Raw genomic sequence first — 21,654 nt, 5'->3', positions numbered from 1 at the left:
GCAAGGCAAGGATTTGATAATGAGCCAGACTCCTGCGATTGGCTGGTACGGGAAATTGCCCAGTGCCGGTGACTTTCTCAAACGCCGTTTTCCCGAAGCGATCTGGCAGCAGTGGACCCACTGGTTTCAGGTGGGTTTGCTGAACTGGCAGAAGAATGAAGAGCAGCGTCCCGAAGGCGACAGGCCGTTCGACGCGGCGCCGGTGTGGAATTTCGTCGTGCCGCCGATGCTGGGCAGCCAGCTGGTGCAGATGGGCTGCCTGCTGCCCGCGCGGGACAACGTCGGGCGGCAGTATCCGGTGTGCGCGCTGATCACCTTCTCCCCGCAAAGCTGGACGCAGCCGCAGCTGGCGCTGGCTGGCGAGTGGTATCAGCAGGTCGGTCGCACGCTGCTCCACGCCGTACGCAACCGCTTTACCGCTGAGCAGTTGGATCAGGCGCTGCTGCTGATCCCGGCGCCTGCCTTACCGGCGCCCGAAACTCGCTCCGACATTCTGGACGTCATTGGCTACGCCGACCAACCCAGCACGCTGAGTTGGCGACAGGCGTCCGACTGCTTCGATCCGCAGCACTACACCAGCTTCTGGTGGACTAACCAGACTGACGGCTACCCGCTTTATACCCATGTGCACAGCGGCAACTTTACCGGGCAGCTGTTTTCAATGCTGTTCGATCCGGCTGCCGGGGCAAAGCCCGGACGCCACGGGCTTTATCCGCCAATGTTTGAGTAATAACGCAAGGAGCCCTGATGAATATCGATGCGCTACTCGCCCCGATAAGCAGTGATAAACCGTGCGGCGACAATCTTGAATATGACGCCGACTACATGGCAATGGAACAAGCCTGCGCGGGAAAAGCCGAACAGCAGTTTGGCGATACCATCATTCCTGCCGAACCAGCGGACTGGAATAAAGTTGAGCGTCTTGCCAGCGGCCTGCTGAGCCGCACCAAAGACATCCGCGTGATGCTGGCGCTGACCCGCGCCTGGACCCAGTTGAAAGGACTGCCCGGCTACGCCGCCGGACTCGAACTGCTTAAGCAGTCTCTGTTGCTCTATTGGGAACCGATTTGGCCGGTGCTGGAAGAGGACGGCGAGCGCGATCCATTCTTTCGCGTCAATGCGCTGGCGGCCTTAGGTGATAAGTCAGCGCTTACTACTGCTGTTCGCCAGACGTCATTGATACGCAGCGCCTCTGATGAGATCTCCCTGCGTGACGCCTGCGCGCTGCTGGACGGCAGCAAAACGGAATGCCCGGAATATCCAGGCGGACGCGCCAGGCTGACCGACGAGCTGGCTCGTAGCGGCCAACCCGGTGTGGAAGCCATCGTTGCTATAAGTGAGCGTTTGCAAACTATTCACGACACGCTGGTGGAGCATCTTGGCGAAACGGGCGTCCCGGAAATGCAGCAGCTGCAAAAAACGGTGATGACCGTGGTGCAGGCCTGCGACGTGACCGATTTAGCCGCCCTGATCCCGGCGATGGCGTCGGCGAGTGAACAACCTCATCAGGAAGTACCGGCAGCCAGAACCGTGCGGACGGAAACGGACTGGCGGACGGTTCAGCCCGGCTCGCGCTCCGATGCGCAGTTGATGCTGGAAAAAGTGAAACAGTATTTTGTGCAGCATGAGCCAAGCCATCCGGCTCCGCTGATGATCGAACGCGTGCAGCGTATGATCGAGCTCGACTTTATGGACATCATCCGTGATTTGGCGCCAGACGGCGTTCATCAGCTGGAAAATATATTCGGACGTCGCGATAACTGATTCGCACGTTTACTGACGTTTTACCGCGCAAACCAATGGAGAATCCCATGCCAACCAGTAAATCCAGTGGGCAGAAGTTTATCGCCCGTAACCGCGCGCCGCGTGTGCAGATCGAGTACGACGTGGAGATCTATGGTGCGGAACGCAAAATTGAACTGCCGTTCGTGATGGGCGTGATGTCCGATCTGGTCGGCAAGTCGCTTGAAGACTTACCGGCCGTCGACGAACGCAAATTCCTTGAAATTGATATCGACAACTTCGACGAGCGCATGAAATCGCTGAAGCCGCGCGTGGCTTTCCAGGCGGACAACACGCTGACCGGTGAAGGGCGTCTGAATATCGATCTGACCTTCAATAGCATGGACGATTTCTCGCCGGATGCGGTGGCCCGTAACGTAGAGCCGCTGAACAAGCTGCTGGACGCGCGTACTCAGCTTTCCAACCTGCTGACCTACATGGACGGCAAAAACGGGGCGGAAGAGCTGATCGCTAAAATTTTGCAAGACCCTACGCTGCTGAAATCGCTGAGTCACCTGCCAAAGCAGGATGATGCGGCAAAAGACGGGGAGGAGTAACCGATGAGCAACCCTTCACAACAGTCGCAGCCGCAGGAGCAGCAGGCATATAGCCAGGACGAGTTCAGCGCGCTGCTGAATAAAGAGTTCCGTCCCAAGACGGACTCCGCGCGTGCCGCCGTGGAGAGTGCGGTAAAAACTCTGGCGCAGCAGGCGCTGGAAAATACCGTGACCCTGTCCACCGATGCCTATCGCACTATTCAGGAGCTGATTGCCGAGATTGACGAGAAGCTGTCGCATCAGGTTAACCAGATCATTCACCACGAAGACTTCCAGAAGCTGGAAGGCGCGTGGCGTGGCCTGAGCTACCTGGTAAACAACACCGAAACCGATGAGATGCTGAAAATCCGCTTTATGAGCATCTCCCGTCAGGAGCTGGGCCGCACGCTGAAGCGCTTTAAAGGCGTAGGCTGGGACCAGAGCCCGATCTTTAAGAAGATCTATGAAGAAGAGTACGGCCAGTTCGGCGGTGAGCCCTTTGGCTGCCTGGTCGGCGACTACTACTTCGACCACAGCCCGCAGGACGTGGAGCTGCTGGGAGAAATGGCGCGCATTGGTGCCGCGTCGCACTGCCCGTTCATTACCGGCACCGCGCCGGGCGTGATGCAGATGGAATCCTGGCAGGAGCTGGCAAACCCGCGCGACCTGACCAAAATTTTCCAGAACAGCGAGTACGCCGCCTGGCGCAGCCTGCGTGAGTCTGAAGACGCACGCTACCTGGGCCTGGTGATGCCGCGCTTCCTGTCCCGCCTGCCTTACGGCATCCGCACCAACCCGGTGGACAGCTTCGACTTTGAAGAAGAGACCGAAGGCGCGAACCACAGCAACTATACCTGGACTAACGCCGCCTATGCGATGGCAGCCAACATCAACCGCTCCTTTAAGGAGTACGGCTGGTGTACCTCGATCCGTGGAGTGGAATCCGGCGGCGCCGTTGAAAACCTGCCTTGCCATACCTTCCCGAGCGACGATGGCGGCGTGGACATGAAGTGTCCGACCGAAATCGCCATCAGCGATCGCCGCGAAGCCGAACTGGCGAAAAACGGCTTTATGCCGCTGGTTCACCGCAAGAACTCCGACTTTGCCGCCTTTATCGGCGCGCAGTCGCTGCAGAAGCCTGCGGAATACCATGACCCGGATGCTACCGCCAACGCCCGTCTGGCATCACGCCTGCCGTACCTGTTCGCCTGCTGCCGCTTCGCGCATTATCTGAAGTGCATTGTGCGCGACAAGATCGGCTCTTTCCGCGAGCGTGACGAAATGGAACGCTGGCTGAACGACTGGGTGATGAACTACGTCGACGGCGACCCGGCCAACTCTTCGCAGGAAACCAAATCCCGCAAGCCGCTGGCCTCGGCAGAAGTGCAGGTAGAAGAGATCGAAGACAACCCAGGCTACTACGCCGCCAAGTTCTTCCTGCGTCCGCACTACCAGCTGGAAGGTCTGACCGTTTCGCTGCGCCTGGTTTCAAAACTGCCATCACTGAAGTCTAACGATTCTTAACGGCGGGGGTTGGCGGGTTTGTGGGGCACATTATTTGTCCTGCAAATCCACCCCAAAAAATAGCGGGGTGGTTTATTGCTCCGCAACAGATTCGCTGAGGTGTTCACCAATGAACACCTCAGCGTGCTCTCGGAATACTCCATGTAGCAGTTTTCGAGAGTGAGGCAGAGGTAAAATATGGACTGTTTTATTCAGCCCCATGCTTTCCTGTTTGCCATATCAGTGCTTTATCTAAAGCAAACTTTAACTAATGAAGAGTAGATAATTATGGCTATTGATATGTTTATGAAAGTGGATGGTGTGACCGGTGAGTCAAAAGACTCTAATCACTCCGGTTGGACCGATATTACGTCGTTCTCATGGGGCGCTTCCCAGCCAGGCAATATGGCAGTGGGCGGCGGCGGCGGTGCCGGTAAAGTTAATTTTAATGACCTGCATGTTGAGGCTTTGATCGACAAGTCTACAACTGCACTGCTTAAAAACTGCTCAAGCGGTAAGCACCTTGCTAAAGTTGAGTTGTCTGTCTGCAAAGCTGGTGGAAGTCAGATTGAATATAGCCGTATCACTCTTGAAGATGTGTTGGTTACATCTGTTCAATATAACGGCAGTGATAATGGCGATACTATCGGAATGACCTATGGTTTCCAGGCTTCTAAAGTGAAGCAGCAATACTGGGAGCAGAGTTCTTCCGGTGGTAAAGGCGCAGAAACCACCGCTGGGTGGAATATCAAAGAAAACAAAGAATCTTAATACAAACAGAGCAATTTCCTTGCGGGGGAATTGCTTTTTTTCAGAAATTGTTTGATTTTTTCATCGTAATGCTTGAAAAATATCAGGACTTTAAAAGGAGGTTTAGATGAGTATCTCTGGTTCTGTTGGTCTTGGAGCGAAAAATAATCCGGCAGATGTGAAAACTATTCAAAAGTTGCTTCAGGCTAACGGTTTTCCAAATCTGCGCGATGATGGTGCATTCGGGCCTAAAACTCTCGAAGCAATAAAAAATTATCAGGCAAAATTCCTTCATCAGCCAGATGGTGTGGTTGATGCAAATGGCCGTACTTTTAGAAAATTAACTGCAGGAAATACTCAGGGCTCACCATCTGGTATTCCTCAGGAAAATCGGCATCTCAATTCAGGTCGATTGACTGTTAATGCCGGGCAGGTAACATTTGATGCTGAAGGAAATGATAATCCACATAACAGATATTTTAGCCGTCATTTACACTGGCCTGAAGGTGTCTCTGGTGTCACAATCGGCCGTGGATATGATATGGGGGGGCGTTCTCAGGAGGCCATTTATCTCGATTTGACGCGATGTGGTATTCCTGCTGATCAGGCAGAGTTAATGTCTCATGGAAAAAAAATGACAGGGCCTACTGCTGGGCGATTTGTTCAACTTCATAGAAACGAATGTGGAGTGATATCACGGGAAGCGCAGGCTCGATTATTTGAACTGATATACCCCAGATATGTTTCCACAGCGAAAAGCGTCTACCTGAGTAAAACGGCTCAGTTTCCAGAAAGAACCAGTTGGGAGTTACTGAAAACCCCAATCAGAGAGATTGCAGTAGATTTTGTTTATCAGGGCCTAGGCTTTGAAAGGACGATGAAAGCCTGCATGACTAATGATTATGATACCTTGATCAATTTTATTGAAACCAATGCTCAGGCAAAAAGTTATGAAGGTGGTCGTCAGCGGGCCAATTATTTAAGAAAAAACAGGTGATTTGAGGTAGACATGAATAATAAATTTTTACTTGGTAGTGCTTTTGGTCTCTTTGTAATGAGTGTTTCAGCACAAGCCATGGAAGATTGTTCAAAAAAAACCAGCGACCCTGATGTGTTTATCTGTGCTCAAAACAATCGCACTGCTGCGGAAAAAGAGTTAAATAAAGAGTATTCAGAAGCTAAAAAGCGTATTAATAATGTTTTTTCTTCAGAGCCTGAAGTAAAAAAAGATTATCTTCCAGTATTCCTGGAAGCTCAACGCGGTTGGTTGCAGTATAGAGATAACCAGTGCAAGCTGTATGCCCATGTTGCAGATAAAAACAGTAATCCATACACTGTTTTTACCAATAACTGCATTGCAAAAATGGATGAAGAAAGAACAAAAGAATTAAAGGAAATTCCTTACGACTGATTATATGGGTTGAACTACAAAATGTCTTTTCTATGACCACTTCATGATTCTTAATTTGTACAATGCTCAAGTAAATGTGCATATTGTGAGGTGGGAATAGGAAATGGGGAAAATTTAACCATTATGTACGATAATGATATTTTGTAGGTTGTTATTGTATTAAGAAGTAGAGCGATTATTTCAACGTGAATCGGTAAGATGGAATTTTTTTAGATGATATTTATTTTTCTTATTCCTTGTCAAGGTATAACGACCAGGTTAGTCGATATCAATTAATGAAAATGATAAGCCAATCGGTTTTCTGATTCAGCTAAAGGCAATATTAAAGAGATGCTCTCCTTTTTCAGGGATGATATGAGTAGCTAACAGGATGGAGCTTAAATGAAGAAAATATTTGTATTGTTATTTATCGCCTTGTCTTCTTATGCCAATGCCGGAACATTACTGACGCCAGTCAATGTCAGACCCTATGAAAAATCAATTTATAACGAATCTCTAAAATACTCGATAGACGGCGGTTCACCGCTGGATAAGCAAAGTTTCTCAGTCATGGTGAATGGAAAAAAGCTAGGTAGCTTTATCGCCGGTCAGGGCTTCAGCGATCGAGATACCAAAATATGTTTTGTCTCGTGGGCGACTAAACCAGATAAAGTCGACATATTGATCCCCACCATTGGTAAAGATGATTGGGAAGCTGAACTTTGTAATAATACCGTGGCGGTTGGCGTTTTATCTGATGAAAAAGATCCATTTGTAAAAATTGGTGTTGTTTATGATGCGCAATCGCCGAATGCTAACCCAATGGAATCTGCTGTTTTTTCTATAGATAAATCCACGAAAAAAATGACTTTGGACAATAATCTTACCGGTAAAATTGGTTCCGAAGATGTTGCTACATTTAAAAAATTAAAAGAGTTGTATAAGAATAATTAACGAAGCTAGAGTTATTTGGATAATAACTATGTAGTGGTGTTGACGAGAGTTCGATATGATTACTAAAGTAAATTTAATTCTGATAGTAATGACAATGCTCTTCACTTTACAAACTAATGCTAAAGTGGAGTATACGCCGGAGCAGTACCTAAAAAATTATGCTTTAAGTACCTGTGTTTCAGACGGCTATTCCTCTAAGGAAGTAAAAAATGATGCCGCTGCTGCTGCCAGAGGCTATGTGGAATTTGGTGATTACTCTTTGTCAGCTCATACTGCTGTGAGAACCTTAGGCCGAAAATTTTTGTCTGAGAAATATACTAGCCAGTATGGAGAGTCAATGATTTTAGCGAAATGTATTGATTTTTATCACAGCAATGAACTTGATGAACTTGTAAAAAAATTCCAGGGAAAAGAAGATAATTAGGATGTTTTGATTTTTATGAGGAATATTATTGCTGCTTCGCTTTAGGTTCTGAAATGAAAAAAATAGCAATTATTTTAATCTTGATATTTCCTCCACTGGTTTTTGATATTACGCCTCCTGCAATGGATTCTTTTAAGCAATCAGACGTCTTTAGTAACTGGTTACTAAGTAGATGTATAGGAAAGTTAGATGCCAGTGAAGATTTAAAAAATGATGCACGCAAAAGTGCATCTGCATGGCTTGAAGTTAGTCGGTTATCGATTGATGCTTTCCATGATGGAGATGTTCTAATTGATAATTATTTGAAGTTGAATTTCTCTGGTAGCGGCGGTGGCGATTTTAATATTTTGAAGTGTACGCTGGTTTCTAAGAGTAAAGAGTCAAACGCTATTTTCAAAAAATATTATAAATGATGTGTTCTGTCGTCAGGCCAAAAAGTGGTTGATGGGAGATAAATTACATGTCAGACGGTGATGTATGGATGCTATATGAACAGAATGGTTGAATCCAAATTCAAAGGCTGCCTGATTGCTTCATTATTGCTGGTAGCAGGCTGCGCTGAAGCAACTTCTGCGCCTGCCGCCAATCCGGTGATTAAGCAGGTTAAGACTACCGTTGAGAAAGAGAAACTGGTCAGCGATCCTGCCTGTACTGACTATCTGTTCACCAAAGATGCTGAGAAAGGCATGGATCTGGTGGATGTGATGGAAAAGCATGGTGGTAAATGCGCTGGCGATCCGCAGATCCAGCATCGTTTGTTTAGCGTCTATGTTGACCAAAAAACCAGGCAGATGCTCAGTGATAAGGACGATCCAGAAGACGGTAACCTTTCCCTGTTGCAACCCTGAGAAGAATATGGAAAACATCCTGGTGATTCTTACTGAATTATCGGGATGATATAAGTAGCTAACAGGATAGAGCTTAAATGGAAAAATTATTTACATTGTTACTTATCGCCTTGTCTTTTTATGCCAATGCCGGAATATTACTGACGCCAGTGAATGTCAGGCCTTATGAAAAATTAATTTATAATGAATCGATAAAACATTCTATCGAGGGGGGTACTCCTCTGGAGAAACAGAGCTTTACTCTTACTGAAAATGGCAAGGCCGTTGGTATATTTATAGCTGGCAGGGGATTCAATACCCATGATGACAATGTTTGCTTCATAGGTTGGTCAGAGAAAACTCCTGTCGTTAAAACAATTATTCCTACAATTGGTTTTGATGACTGGGAAGCAGAAGTATGTTACCAAACCAGGGTAGTCGGTATTATCTCAAATAAAAATGATAAGAATATTAAGATTGCGGTCATTTATGAGGCTGCCTCTCCCAATTCAATTGCTAATGAGGCGATAATTTTCACGGTCATTAGACCAAAAGGTGATATTGAATTAGATAAAGAGTTGACCAATAAAATTGGTTCATCAGGCTATAAAACTATTAAAGAGTTAAAAGATGCTTATTTAAAATAAATTCCTCAGCCTTCAAACCCCGATGCTTTTATCAAAAAGCCGCGAGGCTTGAATGCCGAATAAATCCAATGCAGGAAAACGTTATGCGATTCACGATAATAGCGATTAAACCGGATCATCAACCGCCGCAGGGTAGCTGTGATTTTATGCCGCCGGGCGGTACTATCGGCCGCGGTGCTGATAATAATCTGGTGCTGCCAGATGATAACCGCACCATTTCCCGTCTCCAGGCCATTGTGCACATTACCGCCGATGGCGAATGCCGTATTACCAATCGCGGTAACGTGACGCTGGTACACCTGAATGATATCCCGCTGGAGCGGGGCCGCCAGGTGGATTTACAAGACGGGGACATCCTCAGCATTGATGAATACCGCCTGCTGGTGAACGATCTGTCCACCGGCGCGCAGCCTGCTGCCGCTGCTGTGGCAAGACCGTCCGCGCCCAGAGCCGCCACGCAAAATGCGGCTACGCAAGCTGGGGCTGCACCTTCAGCGCCACAGCCCGCTGCGGCGCAACCTGCGCCGACCGCTAGCGAAAAAGAAAAACCGACGGCGGCTATTCCCAGTGAAATCTGGGACAGCCTGGCGCAGGAGTTTTCGATTACCGATAGTCTCTCCAGCCGCAGCAGGCCGCAGCAGAGCAGCGATAATCCGCTAACCGAAGCCCCGGCGCCTGACCGCAATCCTGCCGATCCGCTGGCGCAGTTCGCCGCTAAGCCGGATACGCTGAATTTCGACCGCCGGGATCAAACGCCAGATTCGCTGTTTAACAATGATGACGCGCTGTTTAAGCAGGACAGCATCTTTGAAGACAGCACGCCCAGCACGCTAATGCAGCAGCCGTCCGCTAAGCCGCAGCCGGTGAATAAGGGCAAGGATGAGCTCGATCCGCTGGCGCTGTTTGGCGGCAACGGCGGCGGTGCGCCTGCCCGGCAGAACAGCGACGACCCGTTGGGCCTGATGATGGGTAACGCCGTGCCGCTCACGCCGCCCGACGAGATAAGCCCTCGTCCGGTCACCGGGCAGCCTCCTCAGCAGACGATCGTGCCGCCCGTACCAAAAGCGCCGGACAGTGATTTCGATCTTTTCACTGATAAGCCAGCCCAGTCGCAGTCGTCATCGCTGTTTGACGACACGCCGCAGGATCTTTCATCGTCGCCGCTGTTTGCTGAACATCCTGAGCCGACGCCTTCGCAGAACCGTTCCCGCGCAGAGGCGAGTGCCGGACAGGACGCTTCCCAGTTGAACGGGCAGCCTGTCGGCTCCCCGTTATCTGATCGGCAGCCAGACGACGCGCAGCAGGCTTCACCGCTCGCCGACTCGCCGCTGTTCGATGAACTTCCTGCTGAAACCAGCGCCGCGCAGCCGGACTACGGCGGTATCACGCTGCCAACCCCTCAGGCCGTGGCTCGCAGCAACACGCCGCCGCCGAAGGGGCGCCTGCGTATCGATCCGGTGGCAAACAACGCTGCGCAGCAGTCCACAACCTCCGCCAGCGGCCAGATACTGGATGGCGAGCTACTGGAGGCGTTGACCAGCGGCATGGGACTCGGCGATCTGCAACCCACGCCGCGTTTCGATCGTGACTCGATGCAGGAGCTGGGACAGATGCTCAGCATGTTCTCTCAGGGAACGGTGGCGCTGCTCTCTTCCCGCTCGATCCTCAAGCGCGGCGTGAAGGCGGAAATGACGGTGATCCTTGATGAAGCGAACAACCCCTTCAAGCTGCTGCCGTCGGGCAAATCCGTGCTGATGCAGATGTTTGGCAGCCGGATGCCGGGCTTTATGCCGCCCAAGCAGTCGGTGCGTGATGCGCTGGTCGATTTACAGGCTCACCAGCTCGGGATGATCGCCGGTATCCGCGCGATCATCGCCTCGATGCTGCAATCCTTCAATCCTCAGCAGTTGGAAGAGGAGGCGAAGCAGGAAGGGGTGACTTCCCGACTTTCTCTGCCCAGCAGCCGCAAAGCCGCGCTGTGGGAACATTTCACCAGGCGCTATGGCGAAACCGCCGGTGAAATAGAGGATGACTTCCATACCCTGTTCGGCGAGGCGTTTTTGCATGCCTATGACATGGAAGTGAACCAGTACAAAGACTCTCAAATCAGATCGGAAGAATGATGAATATCACCATTGCCTCTATGTCGAATCAGGGAGCACGCGAAAGCAATCAGGACCAGACCGGCGAGCATATCGGCGAGCGGTCGGCCTGCTTTGTGGTTTGCGATGGCGTTGCGGGGCTGCCGGGCGGCGACGTTGCCGCGACGCTTGCTCGGAACACCATTCTCGAGCGTTTCAACGGCGACCAGCATCTGGATGCACAGAGCATCCGGCGCTACGTCAACGAAGCCAACGGCGCTATCCGCCAGCAGCAGAAAGCGGTCACCGACTACAGCCGCATGGGCACCACGCTGGTCAGCCTGTTTATCGACAGGGATTACGAGCTGGCCTACTGGGCACATGCGGGCGACAGCCGCCTTTATCTGTTTCGCCGTGGCTATCTCTATCACGTCACTACCGATCACAGCCTGATCCAGCAGATGAAAGATGCCGGGCATCAGACGGAAGGGATCAACAGCAACCTGCTCTATTTTGCCCTTGGCATGGGCGATGAAGAGCGGGACGCCAGCTACAGCGACGTGGTGCCGATTGAAGACGGCGACGCTTTTTTGCTGTGCACCGACGGCTTCTGGCACGGACTCTCCCAGGAGAACATGCAGCAGTCGCTGCATATGGTGAACACCCCGGACGAATGGCTGACCCTGATGCAGGAAGTGATTCGTAAAAACGAGCAGCAAGCTAACGTCAGCCAGGACAACTACAGCGCCGTCGCGGTTTGGGTTGGCGATCCGCAGGACACCACGCTGCTGCATTCGCTTTCGCAGGCAGCCCAGTTTTTCCCTCTTCGTGATTAACAGCCTTAAAGGACTTATATGAAATATTGGCTATCAGGTGCGCTCTCTCTGCTTATCGCGTCTAACGCCTGGGCGCAGGATTATCTCGTGGTGTCGTCCCCAACGCAGAAGCTGGATATCTGGATCGACAACGTCAAAAGTAAAGATGCGGCCAGCTGGTGTAGCAGCGAACTGCCGCTGCGCATCGTAGCGAAAGGCAATAAAAAACCTGAGGTGTTGAAAGGTTTTCTGCCGCGCGTGGGCAGCCTGTTGCAACATCAGTGTGGCAAAATGGAGTCCATCAACTGGCAGATGAACGACGCTAATGGCAAGGCGCTGGCGCACGGCACGGCAGCTAAAGCGCAGTCATGGGCGGTTCAGGTCGCGCCCGAAGCGCCCGCTGTTGCTGAAACGGCGCCTGCTGCTGCCCCATCGGCTGAGTCAACGCCTGCGGCCCCATCAGCGCCACCGGCCCCGCCAGCTCCGCCTGTCGTAGCCGCCGAAGATCTTTCGCCGCCAGCGGATACTACGCCCTGGGTGCAGTTCAGCCTGATGGATGGCTGCCACTTCCGCACCTATTTCCGCAACAACAGCCAGACCAGCGCGCTGTTCGTTCCCGCTAAGGGCGGCGTGACCTGCGGTGGCGACGGCTGGCTAAGCGGCGAAAGCCAGATTGCGCAGATAGGTAAAGGGGCTGCAAAGCACCTGCGCATGACTTTCCTGCAGGGCTTCCCGGTTTCCGGGCTGACCAGCAAAGCGCTCAGCAGTGATGTACAAATTACCACGGTTAACAACGAGCGGATGGTACTCAGCGATGAGACATCGCCGCAAAGCTGGATGGTGGTGCCGTTCGATCCTGCCGTTAACGGCTGGAAATCCAGCGGTACGGTGGTGGTGCAAATCAGCCCGGAGCAGGCCCGCGACGAGAGTGAGGTCAAGGCTCGCCTCAATGAGGTACGCAAAGTCTGGACGCCTTATCTGGCGGATAAGAACTCGCTGACCATCAAGCTGGTGGAAGCGCTGCATCCACAGCTGAAAGATCCGGCCGCCGGCGCGTTCCGCACGATTAACTAGTCTCTGCTGGTCAAAGGAAAATCTATGAATTCCCTCACTACCCTGATGTCCGGTGCCTCTCTGGCGGAAACCCTTGCCCGCGTTGAAGGTGAAATCAAAAGCCGTCCGGCTGATGCCGATCTGCGCGCGGCCTTTGTGCAGCTTTTGTGCCTGGCGGGAAACTGGACGCGCGCCAGCACCCAGCTGAAATCCTGGGGAGCGCTAAAGCCGCAGGCGAAACCCACGGTGACGCTGCTGGAGCAGGCGGTGGCCGGAGAAGTGCAGCGTGCCGCCGTATTTGCCGGTCAGGCCGCGCCAACAATGCCGGGGGAAGCGTTCAACTGGGCGGAAGGCCTGCTGAGCGCGCTGAATGCCGATGCCGCGGGCAAGAGCGAGCTGGCGGAGGAGCTTCGCGCTGCCGCCTTCGATGCGGCCGAGGTCAATCCGGGCGTGGTTAAGCTGCGGGAGAATGACCAGGTACAGGCGCTGGAGTGGCTGATTGATGGCGATGGCCGTCTGGGGCCGGTCTGTGAACTGATCGTCAACGGGCGTTATACGTGGCTGCCGTTCGGCGCCATCAGCGAACTGCGCTTCAAGGCTCCGGTCAGCGTGACCGATCTGGTCTGGTGTCATACCTCGGTAAGGCTGATCGACGGCAGCGAGCAGGTGTGCCAGATCCCGGTACGTTACCCGTTTGATGCCGAGGCGCCGGACGCGCTGCGTCTGGCCAGCGTGACAGAGTGGCAGCCGCTGGATCGCGCCGGGGTACAGTTTACCGGTCAGGGGCAGAAAACCTGGCTAAGCGGCGATGCAGACTATCCGCTGCTGAGCCTGGAAGTGCTGACCTTCGCCGAAGACGAGGCGCTATGAGCAATGACTTCGATCTGAACCAGTCGCAGCAGGGGAGCGAAATGCTTCGCGGCGGCTACCGGCATCGTAACAAGCAGGATGCGCTAAACGCGCGCGACAAAATGCAGCCCTCGCTGCTGGACAGGCTGACGGACAATGCGCCGGATAAGAAGCAGGAGTCCGCCAGCAGCACGGTGATCTCTCACAGCGCGCTCCGCCGCAACGTGCTCAGAGATTTGCAGTGGCTGTTCAACAGCATTAATAACGAAGTGCAGCAGGATCTGGAGCCGTTCGATCAGGTACTGCGTTCGGTGCTGAACTACGGCGTGGCGCCGCTAGCAGGGCAGCGGATGTCCGATATTGAATGGCATGACGTGCAGCGCAAGCTCACCCAGTCCATCCTGAATTTTGAGCCGCGTATTATGCCCGTCGGACTTCAGGTGCGCTGCATTTCCGACACTCACTCGCTCAACCTGCATAACGTCCTGTCGATTGAAATTAAAGGGCGGCTGTGGTGCGTGCCTTATCCGCTGGAGTTCCTCTTCCGCACCGATGTTGACCTGGAAAACGGCCATTTTGAGTTTAAAGACGTAGGGTAATCATGGACAGCAAACTGCTCGATTATTACAACCGTGAACTGGCTTACCTGCGCGAAATGGGGGCCGAGTTTGCGGAGCGCTACCCAAAAGTGGCCGGAAGGCTGGGAATGCGCGGGATTGACGTGGCCGATCCGTACGTCGAGCGGCTGATGGAGGGCTTTGCCTTCCTGACCTCCCGCGTGCAGCTAAAAATGGATGCTGAGTTTCCGCGCTTCTCTCAGCGGATGCTGGAGATGATTGCGCCGAACTACCTCTCGCCGACGCCCTCAATGGCGATTGCTGAACTGCATCCCGACAGCAAAAAGGGTGATATCAGCAGCGGCTTCCTGGTGCCGCGCGGCACCATGATGGACAGCCAGACCCTGAAAAAAAGCGGCGTCACCTGTAGCTATACCACCGCACACGACGTGATGTTACAGCCGATCGTGATTAAAAGCGTCGAGCTGGGCGGCGTGCCTGCCGATATCCCGCTGGGGCCAATGGGCCTGAGCCAGCGCGGGGCGGCCAGCGCGCTGCGTATTCGCCTCGGCTGTTTTAGCGATGTTTCTCTTAATCATCTGACGTTTGACGATCTGATGTTCTTCCTCAGCGGCCCGGATATTCAGGCGCAGCAGCTGCTGGAGCTGATAATGCAGCACGCGGTCGGCAGCTTCTGTCAGACCGTGGAGGCCAGACCGCAGCGGGTGGTGTTAAGCGACGATGCGCTGAAACAGGAAGGTTTTTCGCCCGATCAGGCGCTGCTGCCGAACGATCTGCGTAATTTTGACGGCTACCGTCTGCTACAGGAATACTTTGCGTTTCCGGCGCGCTTCCAGTTCATCAGCATCAGCCAGCTGCGCGGCATTCTGGGCAAATGCGGACCGGGCGTAAAAGAATTTGAAATCGTGCTGCTGCTGGATAAAGCCGACGCCGCGCTGGAAAGGGTCATTGATAAAAGCCATCTGTCCCTGCACTGCACGCCGGTGATCAACCTGTTCCCCAAAACGGCAGAGCGGCAGAAAATCAGCGACAGCGTCCATGAGTACCATCTGGTGGTTGATAATATTCGTCCGCTGGACTATGAAATCTTCTCGGTGCAAAGGCTGTATGCCACCAGCGACAAGAGCCGTGATGAGCAAATTTTCCGTCCGTTCTGGAGTACTTTCAGCCAGGACCGAGGGGATTACGGAGCCTATTTCTCCCTGCGTCGCGAACAGCGCACGCTGTCGGAACGTGCCCAGCGCTACGGCACGCGTACCGGCTACGTTGGCTCGGAGGTGTTTCTGTCGCTGGTGGATGAACGCCATTCGCCCTGGAGCGATGACCTGCGCCACCTGACGGCCGAAGTGATGTGTACCAGCCGCGATCTGCCGCTGATGCTGCTCCAGCAGGATCAGGGCAACTTTATGATGCCGGACTCTATCCCTGTCGGGCAGCTTACCCTGAAGAAGGGACCGACGCCGCCGCGCCCGGCGCTGGCGGAAGGGCTGACCACCTGGCGGCTGATCAGTCATCTACAGATGAACTATCTCAGCCTGATGGACAGCGATGACGGGCAGGGCGCCTCGGCGCTGCGCCAGCTGCTGGGCCTGTATGCCAACCTGGCCGAAGCGCCGGTTGCCCGGCAGATTGACGGCATTCGTCACTGCCAGCTGAAGCCGGTTTATCGCCGGGTGCCGGAGCCCGGTCCGATCGTCTTTGCTCGCGGCATTGGCATTGAGCTGCGCGTGGACGAGCAGGCCTTCTCCGGTTCCAGCCCGTGGCTGTTGGGCAGCGTGCTGGAGCGAGTATTTTCACGGCTGGTGGCGATGAACGCCTTTACCGAAGTGACGCTGACCAGTCAGCAGCGCGGTGAGGTGGGATACTGGTCGCCGCGCATGGGTAAAAGGGCGTTGATATGAGCCAGGCGACGGCAAAGCAGGAACTGAAGATCCATAAAGTCCAGCGGCTGCCAGAGCAATTCTGGCAGGGCGTGACGCTGGCGCCCTGGCGCTACGATCTGTTCCAGATGCTGCGTCGGCTGGATGCGCAGGGCGGCGAGCGCTATCCGCTTGGGCGCGCTCCGCTGCCCCGCCATGAACCTCTGCGTATCGGGCAGGAGCCCTCGCTGGCCTTCGCGCCGTCTACGCTGGCTAAAGCCAGCGCGCGCGAAAACAGTCCGCTGCATGACGTTTCGATCCTCAGCTTTGGCCTGTTCGGTCCGAACGGTCCGCTGCCGGTACACCTGACCGAATATGCGCGCGAGCGGATTTATCACCACCAGGACAGCAGCCTGAGCGCGTTCGCCGATCTGTTTCACCACCGGCTGACGCTGCTGTTTTATCGCGCCTGGGCAGATGCGCAGCCGACGGTGTCGCTGGACAGGGATGATGCCCATCACTTTGAGCGCTATCTGGCGAGCCTGATCGGCATGGGCCAACCGACACAGCTGGCGAAGGGAAGCCTGAGCGACCACGCGCGCTACGCCGTTGCCGGTCATCTGACCCGCCACGGGCGGGATGCTGAAGGGCTGCAAAAAATCCTCAGCTACTACTTCAAGGTGCCGGTCACGCTGGTGGAAAACGTGCCGCACTGGCAGCCGATTGACCGGCGAGAACGCGCCCAGCTCGGCGCCGGCAGGCGAATGCCAACGCTTGGGCAGTCTGCCTTCCTGGGGATCGCCGTCCGCGACGTGCAGCACAAGTTCCGCATTGAGCTGGGGCCGCTGAGGCTGGAAAGCTATAACCAGTTTTTGCCCGGTCAGTCCTGGGCGGAGCAACTGCGCGACTGGGTGCGGCAGTATCTCGGTATTGAATACGTCTGGGACGTGCGCCTGATTCTGGCGGCGGAGGACGTAAAGGGCGTGACGCTGGGCGGTCCGGCCCGATTAGGCTTCAACGGCTGGTTGGGCCATCAGGCCGAGCCCCGGCCGCGTAAAGATCTCACCTTCAGCCCGGAACCGCTTGAAAGTACCGGCGTGTAACAAGCAATAAACGGCAAGAGATGTTCGCTTCTGGTCATCCAACTTATTTACAGCCTCTAACTTACTGAGAAAAACCATGTCAGAAATCAGCCGCGCCGTACTGTTCGGCAAACTGGACACGCTGTTATTTACCTCGCTGGAAAGTGCCACCGCGTTTTGTAAGCTGCGCGGCAACCCTTACGTAGAGCTGGTGCACTGGCTGCATCAGCTGATGCAGCAGCAGGAGGGCGATTTACAGCAGCTGATCCGTTACTTTTCACTGGACGAAGAGGCACTCACGCGGGATATCGTTGCGGCGCTGGATCGTCTGCCCCGGGGGGCCAGCGCAGTCTCCGATCTGTCGGAACACATCGACAGCGCGGTGGAGCGCGCCTGGGTTTATGGCTCGCTGAAGTTTGGCGTACAGAAGATCCGCGGCGGCCATCTGCTGATCGCCATGCTGAAAACCTTCAACCTCACCAACCTGTTGAAAGGTATTTCCCCGCAGTTTAGCCGCATCAGCGCCGATGCGCTGCTCGAACAGTTTGATACCGTTTTTGCCAACAGCAAAGAGCAGCAGCAGCTTGCCGCTGCGCCCGCTGAAGCCGGTACGCCTCCACCGCAGAAAGGCACGCTGGCGCAGTATGCTCAGGACCTGACCGCGCGGGCGCGCGAAGGCAAAATTGATCCGGTCGCGGGACGTGATGAAGAAATCCGCCAGATGGTCGACATCCTGATGCGGCGTCGCCAGAACAATCCGCTGCTGACGGGCGAGGCGGGCGTTGGGAAAACGGCGGTAGTGGAAGGCCTGGCGCTGAGGATTGCCGCAGGCGATGTGCCGCAGCCCTTACAGGATGTTCAGCTGTGGCTGCTGGACATTGGCATGCTGCAAGCCGGTGCCGGGATGAAGGGCGAGTTTGAAGCGCGCCTTCAGGCATTAATCAACGAAGTGCAGTCCAGCCCAACGCCGATCGTCCTGTTTATCGACGAGATCCACACGCTGATCGGCGCGGGGGGACAGCAGGGGACGGGCGATGCGGCGAACCTGTTGAAACCGGCTCTGGCCCGCGGTCAGCTGCGTACCATCGGTGCAACGACCTGGGCTGAATACAAAAAATATATTGAGAAAGATCCCGCGCTGACCCGCCGTTTCCAGACCGTGCAGGTGCATGAACCGGATGAAGAGAAAGCGCTGCTGATGCTGCGCAGTACCGTCAGCCCGCTGGAGAAACACCACCGCGTGCTGCTGCTGGACGAGGCCGTTGCGGCGGCGGTGAAACTTTCCCACCGCTATATTCCTGCCCGCCAGCTGCCGGACAAGGCGGTGGCGCTGCTGGATACCGCCTGCGCGCGCGTGGCCGTCAGCCAGAGCGCTCAGCCCCCGCAGCTGGAAGATTGTCTGCACCGCATTCAGGCGCTGGAGATTGAAAAAGAGATTGCCGGACGTGAGCTGAAGGTCGGTATTGGCGACAGCGCGCGCGTTGAGGCGCTCGACGAACAGCTGGCAGACCTTACCGAACGGTCAGAAGCGCTGACCGCGCGCTGGCAGCAAGAGCGTGAGCTGGTGGATGGCATTATTGCGCTGCGTGCGCAACTGCATGAAGACACAGCCGACGCTGAAGAGGTTGCCAGCCTGCACCAAACGCTGAAGGAGCGTCAGCAGCAGCTGAAAGATCTTCAGGGCGAGGCCCCGCTGCTGTTTGCCGCCGTCGATGCCAACGTGGTGGCTGCGGTCGTCTCCGACTGGACCGGCATCCCGCTGGGCCGCATGGTGAAAAACGAAATCGACGCGGTGCTGAAGCTGGCCGACACCCTTAACGAGCGCGTGATTGGTCAGCGTCACGGCCTGGACCTGATTGCTAAACGCGTCCGCACGTCCCGCGCCCGGCTGGACGACCCGAACAAACCGGTCGGCGTATTTATGCTGTGTGGCCCGTCAGGCGTTGGTAAAACCGAAACCGCGCTGGCGCTGGCGGAAACTCTGTACGGCGGCGAGCAGAATATCATCACCATCAATATGAGCGAATTCCAGGAAGCGCACACCGTTTCCACCCTTAAGGGCGCACCACCGGGCTACGTGGGCTATGGCGAAGGCGGCGTGCTGACTGAAGCCGTTCGTCGACGCCCTTACAGCGTGGTGCTGCTGGACGAGATCGAAAAAGCGCACCCGGATGTGCATGAGATCTTTTTCCAGGTGTTCGATAAAGGCTGGATGGAGGATGGCGAGGGGCGGCATATCGACTTCCGCAACACCATTATTATTCTGACCTCGAACGTTGGTACGCAGCTTATCAGCGCCATGTGCGCCGATCCCGAGCTGATGCCTGAACCGGAAGCGCTGGCAGGCGCGCTGCGTCCGCCGCTGCTGGAAGTTTTCCCTCCGGCTTTACTCGGTCGCCTGCTGGTGGTGCCCTATTACCCGCTGAGCGACGAAATGCTCGCCAGCATTGTGCGTTTGCAGCTTAAACGTATCCAGCGTCGGCTTGAGCAGAACCACGGCATTGTTTCCGAGGTGGATGACAGCGTGATTGCTCAGGTTGTGCAGCGCTGCACCGAAGTTGAATCCGGCGGCCGCATGGTCGACGCCATCCTTACGAATACCCTGCTGCCGCAGATGAGCCAGATGTTGCTCACCGCCAGCGCGCAGGATGAACAGTATCGCCGCCTGCGTGTGACCCTACAGCAGGGCGAATTCCAGTGTCAGTTCGAGGCTTAGGCCCGTCACTATCAGAGAGTTGTCCAATATGTCAGAACACGATAATCCGCGCGCAGTCCCGAACGCCTTACCGGTGGGCTACCGTTTTAACGAGTTTGAAATCAAGGAAGTGATTGGCGGTGGCGGCTTTGGCATTGTCTATCGCGCCTGGGATCACCAGCTTGAGCGAACCATTGCCATCAAGGAGTTTATGCCAGCTTCGCTGGCCGTCCGTAGTGACGACCTGACGCTGGTGCTGCGCAGCGAGCGTTTCAGCAAAACGTTCCATGCCGGACTTAATAGCTTTATTCAGGAGGCGCGCCTGCTGGCCCGCTTCAATCACCCGAACCTGCTGCACGTTCTGCGCTTCTGGGTACAGAACGACACGGCCTATATGGGCACGGCATTTTATACCGGCACCACGCTTTCTCATCTCCATCAGCAGCGCCCGGAGATGGTCAGCGAGGCCTGGATCCGCACCATGCTGCCGCCGCTGTTTGGGGCGATCAACACCATTCACCAGGAAGGCTACCTGCACCGTGATATCTCGCTGGATAATATCCAGATTCAGGAGAACGGCGTGCCGGTGCTGCTGGACTTTGGCTCCGCGCGTAAGGCTATCGGCAACCTCTCCGACGAGACCGAAACCATGCTTAAGCCCGGCTTCGCGCCGATTGAGCAGTACAGCGACGATAACGAAAGCGAGCAGGGAACCTGGACCGATATCTATGCGCTCGGCGCCGTACTGCATACGCTGATTGTCGGTTCACCGCCGCCGGTCAGCGTGGTGCGCAGCATTGAAGATAACTATCAGCCGCTGATCAAGCGGCAGCCGTTCGGCTACTCGCTGGCGCTGCTTAATGCGGTTGACCGCGCGCTGGCGCTTCAGCCAGAAGATCGTCCGCAAACCGTTGACGAGTTTGCCGGACTGATGGAGCTTTCACCCACCGATATCAACGATATCCACGAGGTGAAGGTCAGCAGGCCAGGCACGATGATGGTGCCGGTTGAACAGGTAGAAGAGGTTGCCGACAAGGCTGCCACGCCATTGAAACGCTTTATCGTGCCGGGGCTGATTGCCGCTGGCGTGCTGGTGGGTATCGGCGTGGGCGCTATGATTGCCGGAGGCGGCAGCGAGAGCCAGCCGCAAACCGCAGCCACCGCTCCAGCGAAAGCGCCATCCGCTGCTGAAGCCACTCCGGCGGCCTCACAGTCACCGACGGCGACGGCTGATGCCGCACCGGCAAACTCGCAGTCCAGCGGAGCCGCCACGACGCCTGCCGCCGCGCCACCGCCGCCGCCAGAACCGGTTGCTCAGGTCTATATCAAGCTGCTGCCGGGCGATCAGGTCGCGATGAACGGGAATCCGCAGGCGCTGGTCCCTTCCCCTAACGGCTTTGCCATGCTGCAACTGCCGCCGGGCGACTATCGCTTCAGCATCAGCAATAACGGCCACACGCGCGACCAGAGTATCACCGTCGATCGCGAAGGCGTGTGGCTGCTTAATCCGCAAAGTTAATCTTCAACAATCAGCCCGGCGCATCTGCCGGCCGGGCGCAGTCTTTCAGGGAAATCACCATGCTTGATCGCATCACGGTTCAACTACCGACAGAAGGCCTGCTGTTCTGGAAACTGGACGGCACCGAAGCGCTCTCCAGCGCCTTTGAAATCTCCGTCCAGCTGCTGAGCACCGACGCGCGCATTGAGCGCAAAGCGCTGCTGGGCCAGCCGATTACCGTTTCCATTCCCACCCAGAGCCTGATGGGCACCCGCTACCTGAACGGGAAAATCACCCGGGTGACGGTAGGCAGCACGGAGCTGAGCGGCAC

22 protein-coding genes are annotated in these 21,654 nt (G+C 55.1%); all 22 read left to right on the top strand.

From position 1 onward, the window contains the following. Positions 1-19 precede the first annotated feature (19 nt). Positions 20-730, top strand: a complete 711-nt coding sequence (gene tagF, locus NG99_RS04120; RefSeq protein WP_034888706.1) for a type VI secretion system-associated protein TagF — start codon at positions 20-22, stop codon at positions 728-730. Between the two features lie 17 nt (positions 731-747). Next, a complete protein-coding gene (tssA, locus tag NG99_RS04115; RefSeq protein ID WP_034888705.1) occupies positions 748-1,764 on the top strand; it encodes a type VI secretion system protein TssA in 1,017 nt (338 codons plus the stop codon). Between the two features lie 47 nt (positions 1,765-1,811). Further along, positions 1,812-2,339, top strand: a complete 528-nt coding sequence (tssB, locus tag NG99_RS04110) for a type VI secretion system contractile sheath small subunit (protein ID WP_034888703.1) — start codon at positions 1,812-1,814, stop codon at positions 2,337-2,339. A gap of 3 nt (positions 2,340-2,342) precedes the next feature. Beyond that, positions 2,343-3,842: a type VI secretion system contractile sheath large subunit gene (tssC, locus tag NG99_RS04105; RefSeq protein ID WP_034888701.1), complete on the top strand. Its 1,500-nt coding sequence runs from the start codon at positions 2,343-2,345 to the stop codon at positions 3,840-3,842. Between the two features lie 267 nt (positions 3,843-4,109). Then, positions 4,110-4,592, top strand: coding sequence for an Hcp family type VI secretion system effector (locus NG99_RS04100; protein WP_034888700.1), 483 nt, complete (start codon positions 4,110-4,112; stop codon positions 4,590-4,592). Positions 4,593-4,698: 106 nt separating this feature from the next. Beyond that, entirely contained in the window at positions 4,699-5,568 is an 870-nt protein-coding gene (locus tag NG99_RS04095) for a peptidoglycan-binding protein (protein ID WP_034888698.1), read from the top strand. 12 nt (positions 5,569-5,580) lie between these two features. Next, a complete protein-coding gene (locus NG99_RS04090) occupies positions 5,581-5,982 on the top strand; it encodes a lysozyme inhibitor LprI family protein (RefSeq protein WP_034888696.1) in 402 nt (133 codons plus the stop codon). A 381-nt stretch (positions 5,983-6,363) separates the two neighbouring features. Beyond that, a complete protein-coding gene (locus NG99_RS04085; RefSeq protein ID WP_034888694.1) occupies positions 6,364-6,915 on the top strand; it encodes a hypothetical protein in 552 nt (183 codons plus the stop codon). 88 nt (positions 6,916-7,003) lie between these two features. After that, positions 7,004-7,339: a T6SS amidase immunity protein Tai4 family protein gene (locus NG99_RS04080; protein ID WP_408606389.1), complete on the top strand. Its 336-nt coding sequence runs from the start codon at positions 7,004-7,006 to the stop codon at positions 7,337-7,339. A 53-nt stretch (positions 7,340-7,392) separates the two neighbouring features. Further along, positions 7,393-7,752 (top strand): T6SS amidase immunity protein Tai4 family protein, encoded by a 360-nt coding sequence (locus NG99_RS04075; RefSeq protein ID WP_034888691.1) that lies wholly within the window; start codon positions 7,393-7,395, stop codon positions 7,750-7,752. A 75-nt stretch (positions 7,753-7,827) separates the two neighbouring features. Continuing rightward, on the top strand, positions 7,828-8,187 hold the full coding sequence (locus NG99_RS04070; protein WP_232298163.1) for a hypothetical protein: 360 nt from the start codon (positions 7,828-7,830) through the stop codon (positions 8,185-8,187). 77 nt (positions 8,188-8,264) lie between these two features. Continuing rightward, positions 8,265-8,813, top strand: a complete 549-nt coding sequence (locus tag NG99_RS27455; RefSeq protein ID WP_052130548.1) for a hypothetical protein — start codon at positions 8,265-8,267, stop codon at positions 8,811-8,813. A gap of 83 nt (positions 8,814-8,896) precedes the next feature. Beyond that, entirely contained in the window at positions 8,897-10,936 is a 2,040-nt protein-coding gene (gene tagH / locus NG99_RS04060) for a type VI secretion system-associated FHA domain protein TagH (protein WP_034888689.1), read from the top strand. Continuing rightward, the gene (locus NG99_RS04055; protein ID WP_034888938.1) at positions 10,936-11,730 is read left to right on the top strand and encodes a PP2C family protein-serine/threonine phosphatase; all 795 of its coding nucleotides are present in this window, start codon (positions 10,936-10,938) and stop codon (positions 11,728-11,730) included. The genes tagH and NG99_RS04055 overlap by 1 nt, the downstream gene beginning before the upstream one ends. Before the next feature lie 18 nt (positions 11,731-11,748). Continuing rightward, the gene (locus tag NG99_RS04050) at positions 11,749-12,783 is read left to right on the top strand and encodes a hypothetical protein (protein ID WP_034888686.1); all 1,035 of its coding nucleotides are present in this window, start codon (positions 11,749-11,751) and stop codon (positions 12,781-12,783) included. A 24-nt stretch (positions 12,784-12,807) separates the two neighbouring features. After that, entirely contained in the window at positions 12,808-13,632 is an 825-nt protein-coding gene (locus tag NG99_RS04045) for a type VI secretion system accessory protein TagJ (RefSeq protein WP_034888684.1), read from the top strand. Further along, positions 13,629-14,210, top strand: coding sequence for a type VI secretion system baseplate subunit TssE (gene tssE / locus NG99_RS04040; RefSeq protein ID WP_052130547.1), 582 nt, complete (start codon positions 13,629-13,631; stop codon positions 14,208-14,210). Before NG99_RS04045 ends, tssE begins: the two co-directional genes overlap by 4 nt. A 2-nt stretch (positions 14,211-14,212) precedes the next feature. Further along, positions 14,213-16,090: a type VI secretion system baseplate subunit TssF gene (gene tssF / locus NG99_RS04035; RefSeq protein ID WP_034888682.1), complete on the top strand. Its 1,878-nt coding sequence runs from the start codon at positions 14,213-14,215 to the stop codon at positions 16,088-16,090. Then, positions 16,087-17,151 (top strand): type VI secretion system baseplate subunit TssG, encoded by a 1,065-nt coding sequence (tssG, locus tag NG99_RS04030; RefSeq protein ID WP_034888680.1) that lies wholly within the window; start codon positions 16,087-16,089, stop codon positions 17,149-17,151. Before tssF ends, tssG begins: the two co-directional genes overlap by 4 nt. Positions 17,152-17,227: 76 nt before the next feature. Next, positions 17,228-19,846: a type VI secretion system ATPase TssH gene (gene tssH / locus NG99_RS04025; protein WP_034888678.1), complete on the top strand. Its 2,619-nt coding sequence runs from the start codon at positions 17,228-17,230 to the stop codon at positions 19,844-19,846. Between the two features lie 28 nt (positions 19,847-19,874). After that, entirely contained in the window at positions 19,875-21,344 is a 1,470-nt protein-coding gene (locus NG99_RS04020; RefSeq protein ID WP_034888676.1) for a serine/threonine protein kinase, read from the top strand. Positions 21,345-21,403: 59 nt separating this feature from the next. Continuing rightward, positions 21,404-21,654: contractile injection system protein, VgrG/Pvc8 family (locus NG99_RS04015; protein WP_034888673.1), on the top strand; the 251-nt coding region annotated here is incomplete at its 3' end.

Source organism: Erwinia typographi, from assembly GCF_000773975.1.
Lineage (GTDB): Bacteria > Pseudomonadota > Gammaproteobacteria > Enterobacterales > Enterobacteriaceae > Erwinia > Erwinia typographi.
Note: the sequence above shows the minus strand (reverse complement) of the source record. Positions and strands in the feature narration are given on the sequence as shown.

Coding starts and splice junctions, on each gene's coding strand:
- tagF (WP_034888706.1), top strand. CDS start 20: ATGAGCCAGACTCCTGCGATTGGCTGGTACGGGAAATTGCCCAGTGCC.
- tssA (WP_034888705.1), top strand. CDS start 748: ATGAATATCGATGCGCTACTCGCCCCGATAAGCAGTGATAAACCGTGC.
- tssB (WP_034888703.1), top strand. CDS start 1,812: ATGCCAACCAGTAAATCCAGTGGGCAGAAGTTTATCGCCCGTAACCGC.
- tssC (WP_034888701.1), top strand. CDS start 2,343: ATGAGCAACCCTTCACAACAGTCGCAGCCGCAGGAGCAGCAGGCATAT.
- NG99_RS04100 (WP_034888700.1), top strand. CDS start 4,110: ATGGCTATTGATATGTTTATGAAAGTGGATGGTGTGACCGGTGAGTCA.
- NG99_RS04095 (WP_034888698.1), top strand. CDS start 4,699: ATGAGTATCTCTGGTTCTGTTGGTCTTGGAGCGAAAAATAATCCGGCA.
- NG99_RS04090 (WP_034888696.1), top strand. CDS start 5,581: ATGAATAATAAATTTTTACTTGGTAGTGCTTTTGGTCTCTTTGTAATG.
- NG99_RS04085 (WP_034888694.1), top strand. CDS start 6,364: ATGAAGAAAATATTTGTATTGTTATTTATCGCCTTGTCTTCTTATGCC.
- NG99_RS04080 (WP_408606389.1), top strand. CDS start 7,004: ATGACAATGCTCTTCACTTTACAAACTAATGCTAAAGTGGAGTATACG.
- NG99_RS04075 (WP_034888691.1), top strand. CDS start 7,393: ATGAAAAAAATAGCAATTATTTTAATCTTGATATTTCCTCCACTGGTT.
- NG99_RS04070 (WP_232298163.1), top strand. CDS start 7,828: ATGAACAGAATGGTTGAATCCAAATTCAAAGGCTGCCTGATTGCTTCA.
- NG99_RS27455 (WP_052130548.1), top strand. CDS start 8,265: ATGGAAAAATTATTTACATTGTTACTTATCGCCTTGTCTTTTTATGCC.
- tagH (WP_034888689.1), top strand. CDS start 8,897: ATGCGATTCACGATAATAGCGATTAAACCGGATCATCAACCGCCGCAG.
- NG99_RS04055 (WP_034888938.1), top strand. CDS start 10,936: ATGAATATCACCATTGCCTCTATGTCGAATCAGGGAGCACGCGAAAGC.
- NG99_RS04050 (WP_034888686.1), top strand. CDS start 11,749: ATGAAATATTGGCTATCAGGTGCGCTCTCTCTGCTTATCGCGTCTAAC.
- NG99_RS04045 (WP_034888684.1), top strand. CDS start 12,808: ATGAATTCCCTCACTACCCTGATGTCCGGTGCCTCTCTGGCGGAAACC.
- tssE (WP_052130547.1), top strand. CDS start 13,629: ATGAGCAATGACTTCGATCTGAACCAGTCGCAGCAGGGGAGCGAAATG.
- tssF (WP_034888682.1), top strand. CDS start 14,213: ATGGACAGCAAACTGCTCGATTATTACAACCGTGAACTGGCTTACCTG.
- tssG (WP_034888680.1), top strand. CDS start 16,087: ATGAGCCAGGCGACGGCAAAGCAGGAACTGAAGATCCATAAAGTCCAG.
- tssH (WP_034888678.1), top strand. CDS start 17,228: ATGTCAGAAATCAGCCGCGCCGTACTGTTCGGCAAACTGGACACGCTG.
- NG99_RS04020 (WP_034888676.1), top strand. CDS start 19,875: ATGTCAGAACACGATAATCCGCGCGCAGTCCCGAACGCCTTACCGGTG.